Origin of the sequence: Sinomonas atrocyanea (assembly GCF_001577305.1) — a bacterium.
In the GTDB taxonomy this organism is placed as follows: domain Bacteria; phylum Actinomycetota; class Actinomycetes; order Actinomycetales; family Micrococcaceae; genus Sinomonas; species Sinomonas atrocyanea.
In genome coordinates, this window is record NZ_CP014518.1 from 307,147 (window position 1) to 328,930 (window position 21,784).

Below are 21,784 nucleotides of genomic sequence, written 5' to 3' on the forward strand. Positions count from 1 at the left end.
GTCAGGACTCCCTGACGATGATGCGCCCCACCTGGATGGCCACGGACTGGAACGCGTGGACCGCCTCGAGCAGCGACCGGGCGACCTCGACGGTGCGGGCGAACTGGGTGATCGAGAGCTCGCGGAGGGCGTTCGCGCTCCACACCCGGTACGTGCGCTCGGCACGCTTGGAGAGCCGGACGATGTCCGCCCAGTAGTCCTCGAGGTCTTCGAGCCGCGTGAGGCCGCGCATGGCCGCGGTGGTGAGCTCGGCCTGTCGGTTGACGATGTCCAGCATGTCCGCAGCCTCGGACGGGAGCCTGTCGATCCGGTGCAGCTGGATGAGCTCGCCGACGGCCACGAGGTGCCCCACGGCCTGCGAGAGCCACTCGGAGAGGATCAGCAGGTCCTCGCGGGGGAGCGGGTTGACGAAGCTCGTGCGGAGCCGGGTGAGGAGGGTGCGGCGGAACTCGGTGGTGCGGGCGTCGTTCGCGGTGAGGGTGTCCACGAGCTTCTCGTAGTCGGCGCGTTCGGCGCCGAACATCTCGGAGAGCGTCTGCACCCCGAGCATGGACTGCTGCGCCATGGAGGCGAGCAGCTCGAGGCCTGCCGTCTCCTGGGGGAACAGCCTGAACTTCATGGGTCTCCGAGCGGGGCGATGCGGCCTTCCGGCCGCCGCAGTCCCCGGCGCGATGGCCTCGTGCCAGCGGGATGCCGGCCCATCGAATCTTACGTGACCGGGATGAACGCCCTGCGCGGGCTGGATCCTCGCCGGGCCCGCTCCAGCGCGGGCCCCCAGCGAGGGAAGCAAAGGCGCCGAACCGGGACCGCCTCTCGGCGGAAGGCCGCTCGAAGCGGCTGAGAGTTGGAGCCCGGGGGTGCCGCGGTCCGACGCCACCACCAGTGTTCTACGGCCGTTGGGGGAGAGTCAACCCGGTTGACAGCTCCGTGTGCATAGGCAGGGGGTGCGAGCCTGGGGGCTCAGTCCAGCTGCCCGCGCCGCCACGCCTTGGCGGAGGCCTCGAGGTCCTCGGCCGTCTTCACGAGCTGGTGGGCGCTGCGCGTGAGCTTGGTCGCATGCTGCGAATTGGCCCACTCGGCGCTGTCCGCGACCGTGGCCTGGCCGAGAGCGACGACCCGGCAGAACGCCGCCGAGCGCTCGAGCGCGACGTCGAACTCGCCGTCGAACGCGCCGGAGAGGATCGCGTCCGCCATTGCGGTGAGCTCTTCGGCCCCGGGAGGCTCGGCGACGCCGGCGACGGCGTGCGAGACCTGGGCGGTGTCCTTGCCCGCCGTGAAGTACACCGAGATGCGCTCCGGGTCCTGCTTCGTCGCCGCCCGCAGCGCATACAGTCGCCAGAGGGCGCCCGGGAGGGACCGCGCGGGGCTCTCGGACCACATCTCGGCGATGGCGTCGAGGCCCTGCTCGTCGGCCAGGCGGACGAGCCTGCGGGTCACCTCGGGGTCGTCGCTCTCGCGTCCGCGGCGCACGAGCGCCTGCGCGGCGAGGTGCGCTGCCTCGGACACGCGGGCGGGGTCGGCGCCGCCCGCGAAGGGCTCGAAGTCGACCGGCGCGAACGGCTTCGGCTTGTGGTGCCTGACCGGTCCCGACCCGCTGGATGCTGGGTTCTCGCTCATGCGGCTGCCTCGTTCATGCCCAGTACGGTACTCCTCTCGCGGGGGAGTGCCCATGCGGGGTCCGCGGCCCGGCCCCGGGCGCACGACGGCGCGCGGTTGCCCTGCGCTAGAGTTGTGCCGTCCGGCGCGTGCCGGGCGCCGGGCCTCTAGCTCAGTTGGTAGAGCGCTGCTTATCTACGCAGTCAAGTCCACTTCGCAGTGTTCGCGTGCCTCCCGTCGGCGTGAACATGTTGATGCCGAGGCCGATGGAACCGGGTCTGCAGAGTCGGGGTCAGACTCGGCAACTATCGTCCGGTAGACTCCTGCGTGAGCTAGGGCCTTTAGCTCAATTGGCAGAGCAGCGGACTTCAATAGGAGCGCCACGGGGGAAACCCTGTGGATGACACCACTCAAAGTCGGGGAACCCTTCCTGGGCAACCAGATGGCAATCCCGAGCCAAGCCGAGGGGAACCTCGGAAGGTGTAGAGACTGGACGGGTGGCACCTTCGGTGAGAGCCATGGTGAAGGGACAGTCCAGACCACGAACGCTTTCGAGCGGCGGTGAAAACCGAAGTGGCAGGTTAATCCGCGGGTTGTGGGTTCGAGTCCCACAGGGCCCACCGTTTCTTGAATACTCCATCGTGGGTGAGATGGGGCCCCGCCCTGTCCCCGACGTGAATGCATCCTGTCCGTTTAGGCCCTGGTCTTCGGCGCCTGGGGGCACGTTCACCGCGCCGCTGGAGGCCGGACCGATCCCGCGATGGGGCGCCTCAGGGGTGGGGCAACGCCCACCGGCAGGAGGAAGCGCCGAAAGTTCGCGAGCGAAATGGCGGCGGCGGCGTCCCTGGGCCGCCGATTCTGGGAGCAGCGACGATATGCTAACCGAGATCAAATCGTAGCGGCAGACATCCATGGTCCGCCGACGTTGGGGCGGTCGGAAGGATGGGGCTTGGCCAAGGCGAGAATTATGCGTGGAATCGGAACCGTCAGGGACAGCTGCGGCTTGGGCGCAGCTACTTCTGCAGCATGTGCTGGGCGCGGTGAAGGAGCGCTGTGGGGCGCGCGGTAACTTACTTGGTCGTGGTGCTGGTCTCGATAGGTTTCATGTTCCTCTCGGATCCAGCCAGCGGTTGGTTCGCTGTCCCAAGTGGTCTCGCTATCGGTTTTACCATACCTCTCGTGGACACGTTGATGAGTAATGCGCGCTTCCTTCGAATCATGTGGTCCTCTATTCGCACTTGGAGAAAACGGGTGAGGATTTCGGCTTCGTACCTCTACCGCATCCGAATCGACAACGAGTATCTGCTCATCCGCGGGCAGCGCTTCGATCAATATCAGCCAGTTGGAGGTGTCTACAAGAGCCACCCGTCCTCCTCGGGAGTCCTGGGCGAAATGAACGTGCTGAATGATGACCTGCTAGCCCCTGACGCCATCAGTGAGGGAGACCTGAGGGTGCGGGTCCCAGGGAAGCATCTGTTGCCGTTTGTGCGGTGGTTCGAAGAGGGTCATGGTCGCGAGATCGACGGTTGGCGCGAATTCTATGAGGAACTCGTCGCGACGGGCATTCTAAGCAAGGAGCTATTCCGATTCGTCAAGTATGATCACGTGAAGCGCTTGTATCAGCCGATGAGGTTTAGCCCCTGGGCTAATAGCCAAGAAATCCTGATTGCGGATATCCTCGAACTTCTGCCGACGCCTGCCCAAGAACAAGAACTGCGGCAATTGAAGAGTAAGTCGCATCCGGATATATTCTGGGCTTCGGAGACTCAAATCCGTCGATTGGGAGCAGTGGAAGGCGCGGCTCACCAGAAGACTAAAATAGCCCAGACAGCGGTCTGGACCATTGATACTCTGAACTGAGAGAAGCACCGCACCGCTGCCCTCATGCTCCGCATTTTTTGACGGTAGGACGGAATGAGCCAATCGAGCGATTTCAAATCGTTTCTCATTAACAAAGTCAACCTGAACCAGACCAGGTTGAACGTGCTCTCTCAGCGTGTCGCTGCGATCGAGAACTTTCTCGCGAACGATGATGTGCTCGGTGAGTCCATAACAGAAGTGATCCCGCAGGGCTCCTTTGCCCATGGAACAATCATTAAGCCGGTCGGGACAAAGGAATTCGACGCTGATGTTTTGGTCCCCATGGACGAAGTCGATGGTTGGACCGCTGCCGACTATGTGCAGAAGCTCTACGAAGCCTTTGGGCGAAGCGCGACCTACGCGACGATGCGTTCCAGAAAGAAACGATGTGTGACCCTGGACTACGCAGGCGATTTTCACTTGGACGTCGTTCCCTTTGTTACAAGGCAAGGGGAAGCGTACGTTACCAACAGGATCACCAACCAATTTGAGCTCGCCGCTCCCGATGAGTTCACAGAATGGCTGGAGGAGAAGAACCGGATAACGGGTGGGAATCTCGTCAAGGTTGTCCGACTCCTGAAATATCTCCGCGACCACAAGGCCCGCTACACTGTGCCTTCGGTCACCTTGACGGCGGCTTTGGCGCATCACGTAAGCGAGGCGGTGTCGATAGCCACCCCGGATGCATACCGAAACGTAGCAGCTACGCTCCGCACGCTGTCAGATGCGCTGGCCGTCCAGCTCACCACGTACCCCTACAACCCTCCGTACATTAGAGATCCTGGCACCGGCCAAGACCTAGCAGGTCGGTGGCGTAATGAAAACTATCAAACGTTCCGTAGCCGCTTCACTGCTCATGCCGAAAAGATCGGTACGGCGTGCGACGAGGCAGACTACGACCGCGCCGTTGTAATCTGGCAAGATCTCTTCGGGCCGGAATTTGGTGCGATAGCGAAGGCTAGTAGCGTCCTCGCGAGTGTCTCGGCAGAGACTGCAGCACCGGCATCGGAGCGTTTTCTCGATCGCGACTTCGACATACGTGACGCCTTGAACCCGTCATATCGATTCAAGGTCGTCGGTTACGTTGTGGCTCGAAAGGGGTTCCGCGACGGCTCACTCCCTAAACGAGGTGACAGGGTTGGTAAGAATCGATCTTTGAAGTTCAAGATCGAAGGTTCGAACATTCCCGGCCCGTACGATGTGTACTGGAAAATTCGCAACTACGGCCAAGAGGCAGAGTTGGCTGGCTCTCTGCGGGGAGATATCCATAAGGATGACGGCACGCGGAGCTGGTCGGAGTCCACCTCGTACATAGGTCACCATTACGTCGAAGCGATGATCGTCAAGAGCGGTTTTTGCGTCGCAAGAAGCCGCCAAAATGTTATCGTTATATAGAAACTAAATTCGGCATAAGAAGTGAGCGCGCCCGCTCGCCCTTCAGCGTATTGAACTCCGCCAAACCTACTCGTCTGCCCAAAATTCGTCGGGCAGGATGCCCATTCGGTTCTGTCGCGTCCAATTCGCGACACGTTCAAGCGCCACATTGGCGGCGCGCAGAGTTTGCACAGCCTCGAGTGGCGAACCGGGCAGCAGTCCACTTTCCAAAAGTGGGTGTTTGCTTCCGTAGCTCGATACCTCGCGGATCAGCCGTTGAACGGTGGGAGACTTATATGCGACTCCCTCGCTGTGCTGCAATTCTACCCTGAGGTGCGGGAGTGCCATGGGGATAAGTTGGGCGTAAAGGTCGAGTGCTCTCTTGTACTTCTCCTCGGCTGCACGAACGGGTGCATATCTCTCGAAGGCCTCGCGTCCGTTTGGTGCGGTTGAATTTGATTGCTGCTTAGCCCAATGGTCATATTCGTCGCGCGTTTCGTCGAAGGCGACGCGTGCGGCTCCCAGTTCCGGGAGGTATGTCTGGGCCTCCGGTGCGGCAGCAGCGGCGGCAAGGTTCCGGAGGATCTCGAAGACTGCCCAGCTTTCGTCGTAGGTTCTTGATCCGATGGAGAGGTGCTGAACGAACATAGGCCTGAGCTGTTCATAGAGCCGCTTGCTGGCAGACGGCAGGTTGCCTTCGCACAGGCGTACCGGCTCAAGAACTTGGACTGCATAATCGCGCCGCGTCCCGCGACGATCACCTTCGAGCGAGAAGAGCGCAGAGACCGTGCCATACCTGCCTGCCGCGAGGGCCCCGACGCCGGTCGCGTAAAAGAGCCGCATCATGACAACGTTGTGCAGATCGAGAACCACAGTCACACCGCCCGATTTGGGCGCTTCAGCGAAGTTCCTGATCTCGCTGAGTATCCACCGGTCGGTGGTTTCATTGCCCCAATAGGCGGCCGCGCTCATCGCGGCCACCAGCACGTTCGACGCTTCCTCGATCCTCCCAACCATGCCGGCGTACGCCCCGTTTTCGGAGACGGTCCCCGTGTAGCTGAGGACTAGATCGTCTTGGCGATGGAGCCTGTCGGCCTCCTGCTTCACGAGATCGTGAAGGTGGAATGCGGTGTAGCGCCCGGAGAGTTCGCTGCGGACGGTCGATGCGACCACGGCTGGGGTTAGCGGATGCCTTGCCGCTGCCCTGTCGCGAAGCGCAATGCAGGCATCGTGGAGCTTCCCGAGCGCATCGTCCGCCGAAGACTCCACCTTCACCGCGCCCAGCTGCTCGACCAGTTCACTCGCCTCATCGGCGAAAGCTGCTGGCTCGACCCAGTACGGTACGTAGATCCGACGGAAGCTTCGTTTGACGGCTGCTCTGAGCTGAGGGTCGTAGCGGGCCGACCAGCCAACGAACAGGAGTCCGTACTCCTCCATGATTCGGTCCAGGAAGCGCTCTGCAGCCGGCTCATAATGCCCTAGCTCCAGCTCGGTGTTGCGCATTTCCTCCGGTGCCAAGTAGTCGCCATGAAGATGGACCACCAAGACCCGCGCCGTGTGCATGGGTGGTAGTCCTTTGAGGTCGTTCTGCCCCCGGATAACAACCGGTGTGACCGACTGCTCGCGCAGGGCTGCTTCCATCAGGTTGTCGAAGTTGAGTGTGACGATCACCCTGATGAACCCGGCCGCGACCAGACGCGCGATCGCGCGATGAGCTGCAGTGGGCTGCTTCTTCCCCTGCTCGGCCTCTTCGGGCGTAGCTTCGAAGTACCCCCTCAGGAGTGCTTGCCGGTCCCGGGGTGCCGGGGCGAGCCTTTCCAGGACCCTCTCATACGTCGGGTCCTCACCGTATTCATCCTGGTACCAGGAGAGACGGCCGTCATCGCCCTCCGGCTCGGCTCCTTTGGCTCCTGCCAGCTGCGAGAGCAGGTCCTGTAAGACCCCCCAAGCCGATGGCACTCCGCTTCCAGTCGAGATTCCCGCCCCTAGTACAACGGCATACGAGGCGGGGGTGGAAGTCAAAGAGAAGGCGAGACTGAGCAGTTGGTCCTCTCCGTACTGTTGGGCTGGGCTTCCAGGCAGCGTCATCGGTCCGTCACCCCCGTGAGAGGGAAGAGGGCGGCCCGCGGCGCGGTGGTGATCTGGCTGGCTTCCGCCGCGTGATCGGGCTGACCCGCGACGGCTACGGCTGAGACTTCGCACACAGGCGGCACACTACATCGAAAGCTTGAGCGGCACGGCCGGGCCACCGGGATTGAGTAGCAGACCGAACGCGATGGTGCCGGGACTCCTACTACTCAAGGACCTGGCCGCCTGCCAGTTGGTGCTCTTCATGGCTGATTGGCCGCACCAGTATCAACACGAGCGCGCATCCCGGGACGTCGTATTCAGCTCGCACACTGGAGCGGCCCGTCAGTCTCCTTGGCGGCGGCGGAATCGCGGAGGATGCGGGCAACGGCGCTTGCCTCTTCAGCTTCGAGCTCGATGGAGAGGTAGCTCACCTCGGCCCGCTCGTCGCCCGGCTCGGTCTTCCGAAGATCCTTATTGACGTCGAAGGTGTCCGGGATACAGGAGAGGAAGTTCCACAGGTCGCAGATCGTGACCCTCTCGTCGAGCGGCAGGACTACTTGTACGACCACGGTGATGGACCTCCTGAAGCATGGGCAGCACGAATTGCCTCATGCACAACTAGTTGGGCAGACAACAATGTCCCATCTTAATGACATGAGGTGTGCCCATCCGACCTCGCGAAGTCTCCAAGCAACAACTCGACCAGTGGCGGGCTCGGAGGGAGCAGGTAGGCGCGCGCATCAGAGAGCTTCGACTTGACCGAGGCCTGACCCAGGAGTCCCTCTCGCTTGAGGCAAGGCTGTCCCGCAACATGCTGATCGGGGTGGAGTGGGGCCGGCAGAGCCTTGCCTACGAGCGGCTGTGGGATATCGCAGACGTGCTCGGAGTCACCGTCGAAGACCTCCTGAAGCCACCGGCAGGCTCGGCCAAACGGCAACCGTACCGAGGCGGTAGACGCCGTCTGGAGGATGGAGACCCTGCCTAGCAGGGGGGGACCAGCATCATGTTGATGAGTGCGGCCCTGCGAGGAGGAAGCGTGGGTCGGAGCCCAGTATCGAATCGATCGCGCGGGCGTGGAGGAGAAGATGCACGACTCGCGGGCAGCCGACCGGGCGCGGCATGCGGGCGCGGCGCCTTCCGACGAGACGGAGCTCTTCCATGCTCCCGTCGCCGCCATCACGCTTTCGCAGCATGGTCCTGGCGACATTGTCCGCCCGCGCACCGGCCTCAGTCACGCCCCCCGGCACTGGTGTCTCGATAGAGTGAAGGCCGCAACTCAACTGCTCGAAACACGGGGACAATCATGGCCAACAGCCAGACGCTGGCATCCTTCATCTGGTCCATTGCGGACACGCTTCGGAGCACCTACAAGGAGAAGGAGTACGGCGATGTCATCCTTCCCTTCACGATCCTCCGCCGCTTCGACTGCCTCTTGGAGCCGACCCGTCAGCAGGTCCGGGATGCTTACCTCGACAAGCGCGACGCCTACAGTGAGAGCGCGCTCGATGCCCTGCTGAAGACCCGCTCCGGCCTCACCTTCTACTGCACGTCCGAGTTCGACTTAAGGAAGCTCCTCGCGGATCCGGAGAACATCCGCCAGAACCTCTTGAACTACATCGAGGGGCTCTCGCCGAACGTCCGGGATATCTTCACGCTCTTCGAGCTGCCGAAGACGATCACGAAGCTCGCCACGAAGAACCTCCTGTTCCGGGTGGTGAGCCAGTTCGCGGCCGTGGACCTGCACCCGGACACGGTGAGCAACATCGAGATGGGCACCCTGTTCGAGGAGCTGATCCGGCGATTCAGCGAGTCCACGGACTCCCCGGGCGAGCACTTCACGCCCCGCGAGGTCATCCGCCTCATGGTGGACCTCCTCTTCGCGCCGGACGACGACGCCCTCACGACGCCGGGCGTGGTCCGGTCCATCTACGACCCGACCGCGGGGACTGGCGGCATGCTCTCCGTCGCGGACGAGTACCTCCGGACGCTGAATCCGCAGGCGCGCCTGAGCATGGCGGGGCAGGAGATCAACGACCAGTCGTACGCGATCTGCAAGGCGGACATGGTCATCAAGGGGCAGGAGGTCTCCGCGATCCGCAATGGGGACACCCTCCGCGACGACCTGCACGAGGACCGCACCTTCAACTACGTCCTCTCCAACCCGCCCTTCGGTGTGGACTGGAAGGAGATCAAGCAGGACGTCGAGGACGAGCACCTCAAGCTCGGCATGAACGGCCGCTTCGGCCCGGGGCTGCCGCGCGTGAGCGACGGCTCCCTGCTGTTCCTCCTCCACGTGCTCTCCAAGCTCCGCCCCGTGGACGAGACGGCGACCGAGGAGTCGAAGAAGGGCGGCGGCCGCGCGGGGATCGTGCTCAACGGCTCCCCGCTGTTCACCGGCGGCGCCGGGTCGGGGGAGTCGGAGATCCGCCGGTACGTGATCGAGAACGACCTGCTGGAGGCCATCGTGGCCCTCCCGACGGACATGTTCTACAACACCGGCATCTCCACCTACGTGTGGATTCTCACCAACCGGAAGGCGGAGGAGCGCAAGGGCACCGTCCAGCTGATCGACGGCTCCGGATTCTGGGAAAAGATGCCCAAGAGCCTCGGCTCGAAGCGGAAAACGCTCAGCGAGGGCCACATCGCCGACATCGTCAAGCTCTACGGGGAGTACGCCGACGCCGACCCTGAGGTCTCCAAGGTCCTCCGCAACGAGAACTTCGGCTACCGCGCGATCACGGTCGAGCGCCCGCTGCGGCTCAACTTCTCGGTTGCCCCGGAGCGGGTCGAGGTAGCCCTGTCCCAGAAGGCACTGGAGAAGCTGCCCGAGGAGACCCTCACTGCACTGCGCGCTGCTCTCGCTACGCTCGACGACATGGGCAAGGTCTGGAAGGACCGCGACGACTTCATCGCTGAACTCACCCCCGCCGTGCTGAAGCCGGTGAAGCTCAGCACGCCGCAGTTCAAGGCGCTCTGGCAGGGGCTCTCGGAACGGGACGAGACGGCATCGGTGTGCACCGACAGGAAAGGCACGCCTGAGGCGGACGGCGATCTCCGAGACACCGAGAACGTCCCCCTGACCGAGGACGTGGACGAGTACTTCGCGCGCGAGGTGCTCCCGTTCGCACCCGACGCGTGGATCGACCGCTCCAAGACCAAGATCGGCTACGAGATCCCCTTCACCCGCCTCTTCTACAAGTACGTGGAGCCGCGGTCACTGGAGGAGATCGACGCGGATCTTGAGAACGTGCTTGGACGCATACGTGCTCGACTCGCAAGGCTCGAAGAGGTGAGCGCGTGAACGACTGGTTTGGAAGCGTGCCTACTGATTGGACTGCAACCGCCCTCAAGCACATGGTCACCGAGATTACTGACGGCGCTCATATATCGCCAGAGACCAGTGGCGGAGTCTTCGATTTCGTGTCCACCCGTGACCTATCCCCCGGTGGAATTGATTTTGAGGGGTCCTTAAAGACGTCTCCTGAGACGTATGAGTACATGGTTCGGGCGGGATGTCAGCCCCTTGATGGAGATGTCCTGTTCAGTAAAGACGGGACGGTCGGCCGCACTGTTGTCGTACGTGGCAACCACCCATTCGTAGTCGCTTCTTCGCTAATCATAATTCGTCCGAATCAAGATAAGCTGACGTCTCGATTCCTGGACTATCTGTGCCAGTCTCATGGTGTCCAAGAGCAAGTCCGCTCTTTCGTGAAGGGGGCTGGGCTGCCTAGATTGTCCATTGCCAGCCTTCGTAGGATCGATGGCGTGTTCCCCCCTTTGCCCGAGCAGCAACGGATCGCCGACTTCCTCGACCGCGAGACGGGCGAGATCGACGCGTTTATCGCGGATCAAGAGGAACTAGTCGCAGTGCTGCAGGAGCGGCGGGAGGCTGTAGTCACTCATGCGGTCACGGAGGGCTTGAATGCCGGTGCGCCGACAAAGAATAGTGGCGTGGCGTGGTTTGGAGATATTCCGCTGCAGTGGCAGCTGCGCAAGCTCAAATCGATCGTCTCGACGCCTATCACAGACGGACCGCACGAAACTCCTGAAGCGCAAAGTTCTGGGGTTCCTTTCGTATCCGCGGAAGCGGTGTCTTCAGGAGCGGTGGATTTTGAAAAGATTTGGGGTTTCATCTCGCGCGAGGATCATGCGCGATTTTCGAGAAAGTACAAGCCGCAGCGCGGCGACATCTACATGGTCAAGTCGGGTGCGACAACAGGGATCTGCGCAATTGTGGAGACCGACTTGGAGTTCAATATTTGGTCGCCATTGGCTGCTATTCGATGCGGTGCTTCCGCGCTTCCTCGATTCGTCCTGCATTCGCTGAGGTCGCACAACTTTCAAGACTCGGTTGCCCTCCACTGGAATTACGGCACCCAGCAAAATATTGGAATGAAGGTGATCGGCAATCTTTCAATTCCACTGCCGCCGCTGGAGGAGCAGGCTGAGATTGCCGCTTACCTGGACCGTGAGACCGCTGAGATTGACGCTGTCATTGCGGATGCGAAGGAGGCTATCGAGGTTTCGAAGGAGCGCCGCGCGGCCCTGATCTCTGCTGCCGTCACCGGCAAGATCGATGTCTGTAACCATGTCGCCACGATGGGGGTTTGAGCGATGACCGCACTGCACAACGAGATCAACTTCGAGGCCGAACTCTGCGACCACCTCGCCCAGAACGGGTGGGAGTACTCGACCACGGACGAGGGCTACGACCCTCAGCTGGCGCTCTATCCGGCGGACGTTCGGGCGTGGCTGGAAAACACCCAGCCGGACGAGTTCGCGAAGGTCGTCAACCCGAGCGCTCCCGCAGCTGAACAGGAGGCGGACTTCGGGCGGCTGCTGAAGCGCCTGTCGAAGGTGCTCGGCGAGGACGCGGAGGCGAAGGAGGGCGAGGGCACGCTGAACGTCCTCCGCAAGGGCTTCAGCCACGAGTCCGCCCACTTCCAGATGAGCCAGTCGAAGCCGCCGACGGCAGCGAACCTGAAGATCGTGGAGCTGTACCAGAAGGTCCGCCTGCGGGTCATGCGGCAGGTCCACTACTCGGTCAGCAACGGGCACAATTCACTCGACCTCGTGTTCTTCCTCAACGGCCTCCCGGTGGCGACCGCAGAGCTGAAGACGGACTTCACCCAGTCCGTGGCTGATGCGGTGGAGCAGTACCGCACGGACCGGCTCCCGAAGGACCCGAAGACTAAGAAGATCGAGCACCTGCTCGCGTTCGGCACCCGCGCCGTCGTTCACTTCGCTGTCTCGAACTCCGAGGTTCGGATGACGACGAAGCTGGCGGGGAAGGACACCTACTTCCTGCCGTTCAACATGGGCAACGACGGGCGCGCCGGGAACCCCATCAACCCGACCGGGTCCCGCACCTCCTACCTGTGGGAGCAGGTCCTCGAACGGGAGAGCTGGCTCCGGATCCTGCACTCCTTCATGCACCTGCTGGTGGAGAAGAAGAAGGACCCGATCACCAAGAAGTTCAAGACGACCCGGACGCTGCTCTTCCCGCGGTTCCATCAGTGGGAGGCGGTGAACCAGATGGTGGCTGCCGCGGCCGACGAGGGCCCCGGCTGCCGGTACCTGGTCCAGCACTCGGCGGGGTCGGGGAAGACGAACTCGATTGCGTGGCTCGCGCACCGGCTCGCCTCGCTGCACGGCGCCGGAGGCAAGCTCGTGTTCGACTCGGTGATCGTCGTCTCGGACCGCACGGTCCTTGACCGGCAGCTGCGCGAGGCGGTCCAGCAGATCGAGAACACGAAGGGCCTCGTCGAAGCGGTGGACAACCGCAAGCAGGGGGCGAAGTCCACGCAGCTGGCGGACCTGCTGTCGAAGGGCACCCGGATCATCAGCGTGACGATCCAGACGTTCCCGTTCGCTCTCAAGGCGATCCAGCAGGACAAGAAGCTCGCAGGGAAGACGTTCGCCATCATCGCGGACGAGGCGCACTCCTCGCAGTCGGGGACGGCGGCGAACAAGCTCAAGGAGGTCCTCTCCCCGGAGGAGCTGGCCGCGCTGGAGGACGGCGGCGAGGTCTCCATCGAGGACGTCATGCTCGCGGAGATGGCAACCCGCGCGGAGGCGAAGAACATCTCCTACTTCGCGTTCACGGCGACGCCGAAGGCGAAGACCCTGGAGCTGTTCGGCCGACCCGGCCCCGACGGGAAGCCGGTGCCGTTCCACCTGTACACGATGGAGCAGGCGATCGAGGAGGGGTTCATCCTGGACGTCCTCAAGAACTACACCCCGTATGACCTCGCGTATCGGCTCAGCAACGAGGCGAAGACCGCCCACGGGGATGACGCCCTCGTGGACAAGAAGCAGGCCACGAAGGAGATCGTGCGGTGGGTGAAGCTGCACCCGCACAGCATCGCCCAGAAGGTCCAGATCATCGTCGAGCACTTCCGCGAGAATGTCGCGTGGCGGCTGGAGGGCAAGGCCAAGGCCATGGTGGTCACCGGCTCCCGCAAGGAGGCGGTGCGGTACAAGCTGGCCATGGACAAGTACATCCAGTCCAAGGGCTACAAGGACGTCGGCACCCTCGTCGCGTTCTCTGGCAAGGTCACCGACCCGGAGTCCGCCGCGGCTTGCCCGACGGCGCTGGCCGGTGGCAGCGACGAGTTCACCGAGGCGAACATGAACCATGCCGCCACCGGGGACCTCGCCGAGGCCTTCGACGGCGACGAGTACCAGGTCATGCTCGTGGCCAACAAGTACCAGACTGGGTTCGATCAGCCCCTGCTCGTCGCCATGTACGTGGACAAGCGGCTCGGCGGGGTGAACACGGTCCAGACGCTCTCCCGCCTCAACCGGACTATGAGGGGCAAGGACACCACCTTTGTCCTCGACTTCGTCAACAAGCCGGACGACATCCTCGCCGACTTCAAGCCCTACTACCGGGCAGCGGAGCTGAGCGCGACCACCGACCCGAACCTCGTCCACAACCTCCGGTCCAAGCTCGACGCCGTGGGGATCTACGACGACGAGGACGTGGAGCGGACGGTGCAGGTCTGGTTCTCCACGGCCGGTGCCCGGAACCACGGTCTGCTCTCCGCGAGCGTCGCTCCGGTGAAGGACCGGTTCAACGCCCTGTACGACGCCGCGCAGGAGGACGGCGACAGCGAGGAGCTCGACCGGCTGGAGACCTTCCGCAAGGACCTCACCTCGTACGTCAACGCGTACAACTTCCTGTCGCAGATCATCAACTATGGGCAGACCGCGCTGGAGAAGCGGGCGATCTACTACAGCCTCCTCTCCCGCGAGCTGTCCGACGACAACCGGCACCGCGAGGTCGTTGACCTCTCCGGGATCGAGCTGACCCACTACGCCCTGCACGCCCGCGAGCAGCAGAACTTGGGACTGCAGGGCGGCGAGCAGCTGGACCCGATGCAGGAGAGCGGAAGCGGGAAGGCCAACGAGGCCGAGTACGTGCATATGTCGGAGCTGATCAGCAAACTCAACGAAGTGTTCGCCGGGTCCGGCCTATCGGATGCCGATCAGATCAACGTGATCAACTCCGTGATCGGCAAGGCCAGCGAGGACGAGATGCTCCAGCTGCAGGCAGACGCGAACGCAGCGCAGGACTTCTACGACTCCCCAGACCTGTCCACGGCTCTCCTAAAGGTCATTCTTTCAGCGGGCCAGCAGCACGAGACAGGGATCGACTGGCTCGCGAACACAGTGAGTCAGGAGAAATTGCTCGACCTAGCTAAAGCCATGGACCTCTTCACCCACGTGAGGGAACGGAAGACGCAACTATAGGACCGCGGAGCCTTGTGGGTGCCTCAGGGCTCCTCCGAGGGGACCTGGGGTTCACTGCTCGCAGTATGCCGCGTGCCTCCACCCTGGTTCCCGCGCGGGTGCGGAGCCCTGCTCGACGGGGGAGAGACGGCATGTCAATGACGGGGCGGGCGTATCAGCGCGGGGAAGGCGGGCACCGGGGAGGCTGTGGCGGCCGGGGCGCCGGGGCGCGTGGGCGCTCATGCCGAACTACTGGTCAACGTGCCTTGCGCTTGTCGGACCTCATTGCTGACTGCGCTGGCCACTCCGTGGCGTAGTGGTCACGGCCGGTCTCAAAGCAGCCGGCCCTCGTGGCGGATCACGCGTGGCGACGCCTCCAGGCGGACGCCGCGACGTGCTTCATTCGAGGTGGAAATCGACCCGGTACTTCATGAACCGGATGTTCGGGGCGACGCTCAGCGCCCGTCGGATGCGCTGGTCGTCGTCTCGGGCGATGATCACGCCTTCAACTGACTGTCCCTCTTCCAGCAGCTCGTCCTGCACGTAGCCCATGTACCGCTGGATTTGGCCCACGACCACGTCGCTCGCGCGGTCGCGCTTGAGCTCGACCACAAGCAACCGCTTCCGGTCCTTACTGATGGCGAGGATGTCGATCCGTTCCCGGCCGTCGGCGGGGAACTGCTGGCCTTTGACCTCACCGTCTTCGTAGATGTCGTACTCACGCCCGAGGCTTGTACCGGCCCAGTTCTGAACGAGGAAGTCTTCGAGCTGCTTCTCCATTTGGAAGGCGAGCTGCTCTTCGACTTCCGCGGTCACAGCGTATGCGAGGGGCGCAGCGGGGATGGCAGCTCCATTGAGCGCGGCCAGTTCTGCGGCGTACCCAGAGAGTGAGTAGACCGTCATCGGAACTCTGGCCGCGGCGGCGAGTTCAGGGCTCATCTCGTCTTGGGTGAAGGTGTGCGCATGCCATGCGACGGGGCGCCGGTGGGGCAGCTCGGTCCCAGGCGCAAACTCGTAGCCGCCCGTCACTGTGCCGGTGATGAAGGACTGGTCGGCCTTGCGGGTGAGCACGACATCGCCCTCCTGCATCCCCTCGCAGGCTACCCACGTGTTCCCCATAGCGAGCCCGGCGGAGACTCTCGACTTGCCGGGGTTCTGGGCGAGCCAGGCATCGTTCATGGCTCTGTGGAACGCGTCGGCGCCCTTTCCCAGATGGGGGCCGAGGTCGAAGTCGATGCCATAGCTGACGCCCACGTACCCGGCGGCCATCATCTCCTCGGCGTGCTTTCCGCCAGAGCCCAGTCGGAACATCCAGTACTCGGTCAATGCTGTCCCCTCGATAAAGGATCTGTCTGCTGCGCGGTTCTCGCGGCATGGCGGCCAGGCTGGCGGTCCATGGGTCTACCGTAGACGGACGTAGGTCCGGACCGTCACGCGCGGAGTGAGTCGCGAGGTCTGCACCGATCGGCCTCGGATGACCCCGTCGGCGAGGTGCGCTGAACGCCGTGCTCGATGGCAGGTCCGGGCGCGTCCGCGACGAGGCCGTATGAGCCGCGGTCAGACGAGATGTCCTCTGGCCGGGTGCGGTTGTCATTCCGCATCGGCACACACGCGGGCTGGGCTCTCCGTGCTTGGTTGGCTTGCGGCGGGAGGATTCCATGTCGGTCGGCGCGTGGGCGTCCTTCGCCCTTCTGCTCCTCATAGCGGCAGCCGCGATTCTCGAAGGCGCAATGGAGGCGCGACCGACGGCCGCCATCAGCGAAGAAGATGACCCATTAGGGCGGCGGCTCCGCTGGGAACCGTCGGGCGCCCTAGACGCGGATGTAGGCGAGGAGCTCTGCCGGGTCTAGAGATCCTCGGGCCTCTGCATTTCTTCGTGTCCGCCCCGTCGGTAGCTGTGACTCAGAACCTGAATCTCAGCGAGGCGGATAACCGGGTCATACGCCGCGCCCTAGGCTTCCAGGACGCCCCCAAAGTGTGAGGCGGGGAAGCCGTTGTGAGTCACCGAAGCAGGTTACCTCTTTCGACGATCCTGGGCTTCGACACGCGGAAAGAGATATTCACCCTAGAGACCACTGCCAGTCCCGAGTCGCATAGTACTGTTGCCATCGTCTCCCGGACTTACTCGCCGGTGGATATCGGTTCAGTCCAAAGGGGAACTGTGATGAAGTGCGTCAAATGCGGCGGCGAAGACGTCACCGTCGAAATGCTGCAGACGGGCGGAAAGACCCGGAAGAGCGGGGTCGGCCTCGGCGGCCACACGAACAATGCGGCGCGTGGCATTACCGCGATCTCCACTCTTGGCATGTCGAACCTCGTATGGAAGAAATCCACGGGCACAGGGAAGACGACGTTCAAGACTCAGAAGACGGCTCTCTGCCAGAGCTGCGGCCATGACTGGGCGATCCGCTAGGTTTGCCCGGACCGTGACGACTGGCAACGATGCCGGCCGCGAGCCGTTCCTGGTTGCTTTGCCGGAATAGGGCAGTCGCTGTCGTCTCCCGGCTGCCTCGTTGGTCCCACCACCGCCGTACCTCAGGAGTCTGCGGCGCTGCGCGGCCGGGGCGGGGTCGGCATCGCCTTCGTGAGCCGTCCGATCGCGTCGAGAGTGAGGTGCGCGGTCATCGCGACGCGGGCACCCCCGCACGGTCCGGAGACGGTGGGGTCGGCGAGGTGGATGGCCTCGTTTGAGAGGACCTTCCCCGAGGCGCTGACGGTGAGGGGGTACGTCCCTGCGGTGTCCGACGCGGGTGCTTGGAGGATGGTGGTTGGGACCGTTGCGGTGAGCTGGGCGCACCTCGATGCAAGACAAGCCTGCAGGATCCGGCCGGGGTGGGCGTGGAGCCACACCGTCGCGTCGAGGGTGATGGCAGGCGGCCCGGACTCGGCTTCTGCGCAGAGCAGGGGAGCGGTGCAGCCTGCGACGGTCAGGACCCGCTGCGAGGGCGAGGACTGTCCCGGCTCGACCTCGACGTGGGCGCACGCGAGCGGCTCGCACGAGTGTGGGCGCACAAGCTAGGGATTAAGCTGGCCCGTCTCCGAGTTCCATCGACGCAACTGCGATAATCCAGAGTGGAGTCTTCTGGCCGCGTCTGCTGTCCTCGATGATGCGAGAACGGGCCGCTCCGACTTGCGTTCGGTAAGCGAGCCTGGCCGCCTCATCAGTGCCGATCTCAAGAGCGGCCAGTTCTCGCACCCACTGGGGACTCCGCTTTCCCAGCTTCCGGTCCGTGGTGAGACGCAACCGCGCCGCAGCTGCTTTCACGCGCCACGTCGTGGCGCTCATGAGCGGCGTACCGCTCCCCGGCGGCATCGCGTCGCCCGTTCGAGCCCGCCGTTCACCCATGGCTACATGCTACTGGCACGACCTCTCGCGGGGGCCCAGCCGTGGTGATGGCCCTGTCCCGAACCGTTGGCTGGGCGCGCATTCGCGGGTCCCGGCCCTGAAACGGCCACTTCGGGCGACCAAGGAAGCATACAATCTCTCTGTGACCTCACCGGACAAGAACCCCTCGGACTTCACGCAAAACTCGCTGGCAGCCGTTTTAGGAACCATTCTTGGGGGTTTGGTCCTGATTGGTCTCGCCGGGCTCTGGACAGGGACGATCTCGGGGCCGACAAATCCTGATTTCTGGCGACAGACAGCGCCCTACGGGTTTGGGGCGTTGATCATTGTGTTGCTGGCAGCCCGGCCCTCGAGGCGGGTAGTCATCGGAGGGTTGAAGTGGCTGTTTGGCCTGAGAGTGCTCACGCGAAAGCAGCGAAATGTACTTGTCGCGCAAAAAAAGGGATCGCCGAATGCCACCCGCTTACGGACGTCCGGCGTCCCCGGTCTTACAAAGCATGGAAGCCTTAGCGCTCGACGCAATGTGCAGACCAACGAGCTCAAGGTTAAGTGGACATCCAATCGAGCCGAGGTGGGGACCCTCCGTCCGGACCGAGCCGGAGGCTGGGAGGTTGTCTACGAGGAAACAGGCGAATGCTTGGGCCGAGTCGATTCCAAGGAGCTCGGCATGGAGCGCCTAGAAGCGAGGGCTAGGCAGGAAGGCTAGGTCTACGACAGCTGCGCTAGCGCTAAGGGCTGTGGGTATGTAAACAAGTACGAGGAGGAAGATGCCGGCTTGACTCGGGACGTGTACAGGGAGCTCACGCCGGTGGACTCGACTGTTGCCCTTGCCGGAGGTCAAGCGCAGTGCGCGACCGCCCACTGGACGATGGGGTGGTCGTGCATTTCAGGGTTGCTTCGTCAACTTCATAGCTGCGCGCCTACTCTTGCCGCATGTTTCTCTTGGCCCCCTCCGTCTGATCCGGATGCATGGGACTGCTTTCTCCCGAGCCCCTGTAGTGGTACAACCGAGACATCCGTCCTTCGGCCCCCAGCCGCAGGGTCATGAACGACCGGCATGCGCTTCTGACCAGAGCGGTCCTGCTGGAGAGCCAGCTCAATCGAGCCTCAGTCCGTCCAAGACCGTCCCGCAGCCCCTCGCGCCCGGGCGCGTCGGAGGCGAAGTCGAATGACTTCGGTCCGATCGTAGATCGTTGTCGGACGAGGATCTGCTCGCAGGGAACGGCGCCCAATTGCGCTTCCGCTTAGCCCCTTTGGTCTTCCTCGGCTGTTACAACGTTGAGGCCATTGCGGACGAGCGGCTCCAAACCGGCGCTGTCTTCAAGGATTTTGGCTGTCAATTCAGGTTTCAGGCCAGCACTGGCCACCCGTTGCCGCAGTTCAGCTTCGGAGGCTGGTTCGATGCGGAGGCTGGCAACTGAAGCTTCACTCATGGTTCGTCGCTCCATTTCAGCCGCAGCATTGGCCCGTTCTTTCTCATGTTCGGCGATCTGGTGCTCATGTTCAACGCGTTGGCGCCCTAGCTCAGCTCGTCGATACTCACGTCGTTCTTCGAGCCACAGTTCACGCTCCTGGCGTCGCGCTAACATGAAGAGGAATGAGAGTAGCTGTCGGTTGTGTTTCCTTCCGACAATAGCGGCAGTACCTGCTATGGCTCCCCCGAGCTGGACGTAGGAGGGTACCTGTTCGACCAGATCAATCCACCAGGGGCTTCCATAGTGCATTGATCGCACCGTAACGAAAGAGGGCTGTCCGGTTGCCGTAGTCAGCAGAGGTCCCACAGATTCAGACGAGAGCTCAGGGAGCCGCTCGTGTTGAAGCTGGGCACCCACCTGCATCGATAGGCGTGCGACGATTGCTGCGGAGGAAGCTAAGTCGGCCAAGGTCTGGGGGTCACTGTTCTCGGGAAGCTCAACTACAAGGCGAACGACGTCTAAATCGGCGAGCTTCTTACTTGAGCTGGACTGGAGGGCCCTCAATAGCGTCTCGCCGGCGGCGTTTACGGTGTTTAGGTCAATCTTCGCGCTTGTAAGGTCCGCTTCGGTGAGATCCGCATTCGTGAGGTTCGCCCGGTTAAGGGTCGCGCTTGTGAGGATCGCTCCGTTGAGCTTCGCGTTGTAAAGCTGCGCTCGGGTTAGGTCAGCGTTCATGAGATGCGCACCGGTCAGGTTTACCCGTCTGAGGTTCGCGGCGGTAAGCGCCGCCCCGACCAGGTTCGCTTCGATCATGGTCGCTCCGGTCAACCTAGCGTGATCGAAGTCCGCCTCAGTAAGGTCGGCTCCGATGAGATCGGCGGCGGTCAAGTTCGCTCCCGTGAGGTCGGCTCCCGTGAGGTTCGCGTCGTTGAGCATCGCCCCCGCGAGGTTCGCGTCGGCGAGGTTCGCCCCCCTGAGGTCCGCGTCGATCAGGAGGGTCTTGGCGAGGTTGGCCCGGCTCAGGTCCGCGCCAACGAGGTTAGCTCTTGATAGATCACGATAGTCGAGGGCCGCGCCTGCTAGTTTCGCCCCTGCTAGATCCGGCCGTTGATCCTGTGGCAGTCGTTTGAGGTATGCATTCCACACCTGAGAATTTGTGAGAAGGGCAACGACCGCGGGCTTAGTCATAGCGAGGAGACTAGTCGTCCATGCGGGATTTGTGATCCTCGGCCGCGCTCTCACGTCTGCAGCAAGTGGCCCGAAGCGGTGCAAAAGGAGGGCCGCGGTGGTCAAGCGTGCTGACTATCTACGACGAGAACCTTTCCTATCCCGCGAGTAGATGCACCTGTTCAGCAGAACGCCAGCGGAACCATCCGGCGCCCGCGTGGGCCAAGAGTCATTCGTCGTGCCCTTGTACACACCTTTGCGGGCCACCCTAGAGTCGCGGAGCGCGGTCCTCAAGCCGGGCGCCACCACCTCGCCGTCGAACCGCTCGATGTCAGCAAAGCGGTCGATTGCTTTCGGATCAAATTGAGCCAGTCGAAGGCCCCCGATCGCCCGATTCGGCTGCTGGAGTACGAGGACTGTCAGCCCTGATCAACTCGGGAACCGAGAACGGATGCGGTAGCGGATCCCCTTACATCTATGAGCTTCAAAAGGAAGAGAGAGCGATTGAGGGCGAGACGAACCCGCTCGTCATCGGATACGTCGGCGCCTCAGGCCGGCTCTGGTCATAAGGCGCCCTCAGCGACGGCTCCGGCCCCGCCCTGAGCCACATGGACCGCATGTCTCAGCGAGGAGAAGCCATTGAATGCTTCGGGCACGTCCCTGGCTGTTGCGCCAAGCTTGCCGGTCTTGTAGGCCTCCGAGAGCAGCACCGGATCGGTGAACCCGTCAGTGGCTGTCTCGTCCTGTTGGAACAAGACGTTCATGACGGCAACTGCCCATTCGTGCACGGTCTCGACTGGGGCACCGGAGGCAGCCAGCGCTGACACATCAAACTCGTACACCACGTATGCACCGTCGTACCGCCCTCCGACCGCCGCCATTCTCACGCCGCTCGGATCTGTCAGGAACAGGAAAGTCCGGATCTGCTCTTCCTCAGGGAGCTGCTTCTGGGGTGCCCAGAACTCGACATCGACGGGGCCCTTCATGCCTCGGATCGCTCCGATCCGCCAAGCGACCAGCCTGTCTGTCGTAGGGGTCTCTGCACGACCACGTAACTCTGCCGGGCAAGTTCCCCATAAGGACTGATGCGGTCATTAGGACGGCGCCCCACGAGCCCGCTACGGCCCGTCACCGGCATCACCACTGTCCTCGCACGTCTCCCCGGCCTTCTACCATTCCGGCAGATCTTGCTTCCACGGGTGCTCAGGTGGGAGGCCGATCT

At 62.9% G+C, this 21,784-nt stretch carries 14 protein-coding genes; 7 read left to right on the forward strand and 7 right to left on the reverse strand.

What is annotated here, in order from left to right; all coding sequences use genetic code 11:
* Window position 1: 1 nt before the first annotated feature.
* A complete protein-coding gene (locus tag SA2016_RS01480) occupies window positions 2–619 on the reverse strand; it encodes a nuclease PIN (RefSeq protein WP_066494572.1) in 618 nt (205 codons plus the stop codon).
* A 341-nt stretch (window positions 620–960) separates the two neighbouring features.
* On the reverse strand, window positions 961–1,617 hold the full coding sequence (locus tag SA2016_RS01485; protein WP_066494576.1) for a hypothetical protein: 657 nt from the start codon (window positions 1,615–1,617) through the stop codon (window positions 961–963).
* Window positions 1,618–2,775: 1,158 nt separating this feature from the next.
* Between SA2016_RS01485 and SA2016_RS01490 the strand changes: the two genes are divergently transcribed.
* Together SA2016_RS01490 and SA2016_RS21215 are read left to right on the forward strand one after the other, a co-directional pair.
* Window positions 2,776–3,456 carry an SMODS-associated NUDIX domain-containing protein gene (locus tag SA2016_RS01490; RefSeq protein WP_218030565.1) on the forward strand — a complete coding sequence of 227 codons (681 nt, stop codon included), beginning with the start codon at window positions 2,776–2,778 and terminating at the stop codon, window positions 3,454–3,456.
* Window positions 3,457–3,510: 54 nt separating this feature from the next.
* Window positions 3,511–4,851, forward strand: coding sequence for an SMODS domain-containing nucleotidyltransferase (locus SA2016_RS21215; RefSeq protein WP_141305414.1), 1,341 nt, complete (start codon window positions 3,511–3,513; stop codon window positions 4,849–4,851).
* Window positions 4,852–4,917: 66 nt separating this feature from the next.
* Here the strand turns inward: SA2016_RS21215 and SA2016_RS01495 are convergent, their stop codons facing one another.
* Window positions 4,918–6,918: an SIR2 family protein gene (locus SA2016_RS01495; RefSeq protein ID WP_084249220.1), complete on the reverse strand. Its 2,001-nt coding sequence runs from the start codon at window positions 6,916–6,918 to the stop codon at window positions 4,918–4,920.
* Window positions 6,919–7,217: 299 nt separating this feature from the next.
* The gene (locus tag SA2016_RS01500; protein WP_066494582.1) at window positions 7,218–7,469 is read right to left on the reverse strand and encodes a hypothetical protein; all 252 of its coding nucleotides are present in this window, start codon (window positions 7,467–7,469) and stop codon (window positions 7,218–7,220) included.
* A gap of 92 nt (window positions 7,470–7,561) precedes the next feature.
* Between SA2016_RS01500 and SA2016_RS22575 the strand changes: the two genes are divergently transcribed.
* The 4 genes from SA2016_RS22575 to SA2016_RS01515 all read left to right on the forward strand — a co-directional run bounded on the left by SA2016_RS22575 (window position 7,562) and on the right by SA2016_RS01515 (window position 14,655).
* On the forward strand, window positions 7,562–7,885 hold the full coding sequence (locus SA2016_RS22575; RefSeq protein ID WP_084249221.1) for a helix-turn-helix domain-containing protein: 324 nt from the start codon (window positions 7,562–7,564) through the stop codon (window positions 7,883–7,885).
* Between the two features lie 318 nt (window positions 7,886–8,203).
* The gene (locus SA2016_RS01505; protein WP_066494583.1) at window positions 8,204–10,201 is read left to right on the forward strand and encodes a type I restriction-modification system subunit M; all 1,998 of its coding nucleotides are present in this window, start codon (window positions 8,204–8,206) and stop codon (window positions 10,199–10,201) included.
* Entirely contained in the window at window positions 10,198–11,511 is a 1,314-nt protein-coding gene (locus tag SA2016_RS21690; RefSeq protein ID WP_169803033.1) for a restriction endonuclease subunit S, read from the forward strand. The genes SA2016_RS01505 and SA2016_RS21690 overlap by 4 nt, the downstream gene beginning before the upstream one ends.
* Window positions 11,512–11,514: 3 nt before the next feature.
* Window positions 11,515–14,655 carry a type I restriction endonuclease subunit R gene (locus tag SA2016_RS01515; protein ID WP_066494586.1) on the forward strand — a complete coding sequence of 1,047 codons (3,141 nt, stop codon included), beginning with the start codon at window positions 11,515–11,517 and terminating at the stop codon, window positions 14,653–14,655.
* 378 nt (window positions 14,656–15,033) lie between these two features.
* Here the strand turns inward: SA2016_RS01515 and SA2016_RS01520 are convergent, their stop codons facing one another.
* Entirely contained in the window at window positions 15,034–15,960 is a 927-nt protein-coding gene (locus tag SA2016_RS01520) for a DUF8426 domain-containing protein (RefSeq protein WP_066494587.1), read from the reverse strand.
* A gap of 838 nt (window positions 15,961–16,798) precedes the next feature.
* On the opposite strand from SA2016_RS01520, the gene SA2016_RS01530 reads away from it, so the two are divergent.
* A complete protein-coding gene (locus tag SA2016_RS01530; RefSeq protein WP_066494591.1) occupies window positions 16,799–17,047 on the forward strand; it encodes a hypothetical protein in 249 nt (82 codons plus the stop codon).
* Between the two features lie 2,177 nt (window positions 17,048–19,224).
* Here SA2016_RS01530 and SA2016_RS20610 read toward each other — a convergent pair.
* Both SA2016_RS20610 and SA2016_RS01545 read right to left on the reverse strand, forming a co-directional pair.
* The gene (locus tag SA2016_RS20610) at window positions 19,225–20,583 is read right to left on the reverse strand and encodes a pentapeptide repeat-containing protein (RefSeq protein WP_084249223.1); all 1,359 of its coding nucleotides are present in this window, start codon (window positions 20,581–20,583) and stop codon (window positions 19,225–19,227) included.
* Between the two features lie 542 nt (window positions 20,584–21,125).
* The gene (locus tag SA2016_RS01545; RefSeq protein ID WP_066494594.1) at window positions 21,126–21,548 is read right to left on the reverse strand and encodes a hypothetical protein; all 423 of its coding nucleotides are present in this window, start codon (window positions 21,546–21,548) and stop codon (window positions 21,126–21,128) included.
* Window positions 21,549–21,784: the final 236 nt, after the last annotated feature.

Coding starts and splice junctions, on each gene's coding strand:
- SA2016_RS01480 (WP_066494572.1), bottom strand. CDS start 619: ATGAAGTTCAGGCTGTTCCCCCAGGAGACGGCAGGCCTCGAGCTGCTC.
- SA2016_RS01485 (WP_066494576.1), bottom strand. CDS start 1,617: ATGAGCGAGAACCCAGCATCCAGCGGGTCGGGACCGGTCAGGCACCAC.
- SA2016_RS21215 (WP_141305414.1), top strand. CDS start 3,511: ATGAGCCAATCGAGCGATTTCAAATCGTTTCTCATTAACAAAGTCAAC.
- SA2016_RS01495 (WP_084249220.1), bottom strand. CDS start 6,918: ATGACGCTGCCTGGAAGCCCAGCCCAACAGTACGGAGAGGACCAACTG.
- SA2016_RS01505 (WP_066494583.1), top strand. CDS start 8,204: ATGGCCAACAGCCAGACGCTGGCATCCTTCATCTGGTCCATTGCGGAC.
- SA2016_RS01515 (WP_066494586.1), top strand. CDS start 11,515: ATGACCGCACTGCACAACGAGATCAACTTCGAGGCCGAACTCTGCGAC.
- SA2016_RS01530 (WP_066494591.1), top strand. CDS start 16,799: ATGAAGTGCGTCAAATGCGGCGGCGAAGACGTCACCGTCGAAATGCTG.
- SA2016_RS20610 (WP_084249223.1), bottom strand. CDS start 20,583: ATGACTAAGCCCGCGGTCGTTGCCCTTCTCACAAATTCTCAGGTGTGG.
- SA2016_RS01545 (WP_066494594.1), bottom strand. CDS start 21,548: ATGAAGGGCCCCGTCGATGTCGAGTTCTGGGCACCCCAGAAGCAGCTC.